The organism is Clostridium yunnanense (assembly GCF_016595795.1).
Taxonomy (GTDB): Bacteria; Bacillota; Clostridia; order Clostridiales; family Clostridiaceae; genus Clostridium_AR; species Clostridium_AR yunnanense.
The window spans coordinates 1-545 of record NZ_JAENHN010000019.1; the positions used below are offsets into that span (position 1 = coordinate 1).

Annotated in this window: 1 protein-coding gene; it reads right to left on the minus strand. The window is 37.4% G+C overall.

Translation table 11 applies throughout. The features are described 5' to 3' along the window. Positions 1-530 (minus strand): ABC transporter permease (locus JHL18_RS06330; RefSeq protein WP_200267254.1); only part of this gene is annotated, 530 nt, incomplete at its 3' end. Positions 531-545: the final 15 nt, after the last annotated feature.

The following is a 545-nucleotide window of genomic DNA, read 5'->3' on the forward strand; positions in this document are numbered from 1 at the left end:
TATTCTGCTCCCTGTGGGTTTAAACCAACAGCTCTAAGCTCATATCCTGTTGTAGTCTTCCATAAAAGCCATGTAACAAATATTGCTACTGCTATTCCTATAAACACACCATAGTTTGCTTGATAGTTTGACATGAATCTACCAATTCTAGCACTTTGCTCTATTAGTGGTGATGCTGATTTTCCTTGAACTCCAAAAGCAGTTCTAAGAATTATAAAGTTTGCAACATACATTGCTATATAGTTCATCATGATTGAGTTTATAACTTCATTTGTTCCCATCTTTGCTTTAAGGTATCCTGGCACTGCAGCCCATAGACCACCAGCTGCTATACCTGCTATTAAAACTAGTGGAAGATGTATGATTGCAGGAAGTCCTGGTATTACTCCAACTAAAGCTGCTGCTAGCATACCTACTACAAACTGACCTTCTCCACCTATGTTAAATAATCCTGTCTTAAATGCTACCGCATTTGCTACACCGGTAAATATAAGCGGTGTTAAATAGAATATAGTATTAAATAAGTTCATTTCGCTACCGAAGGA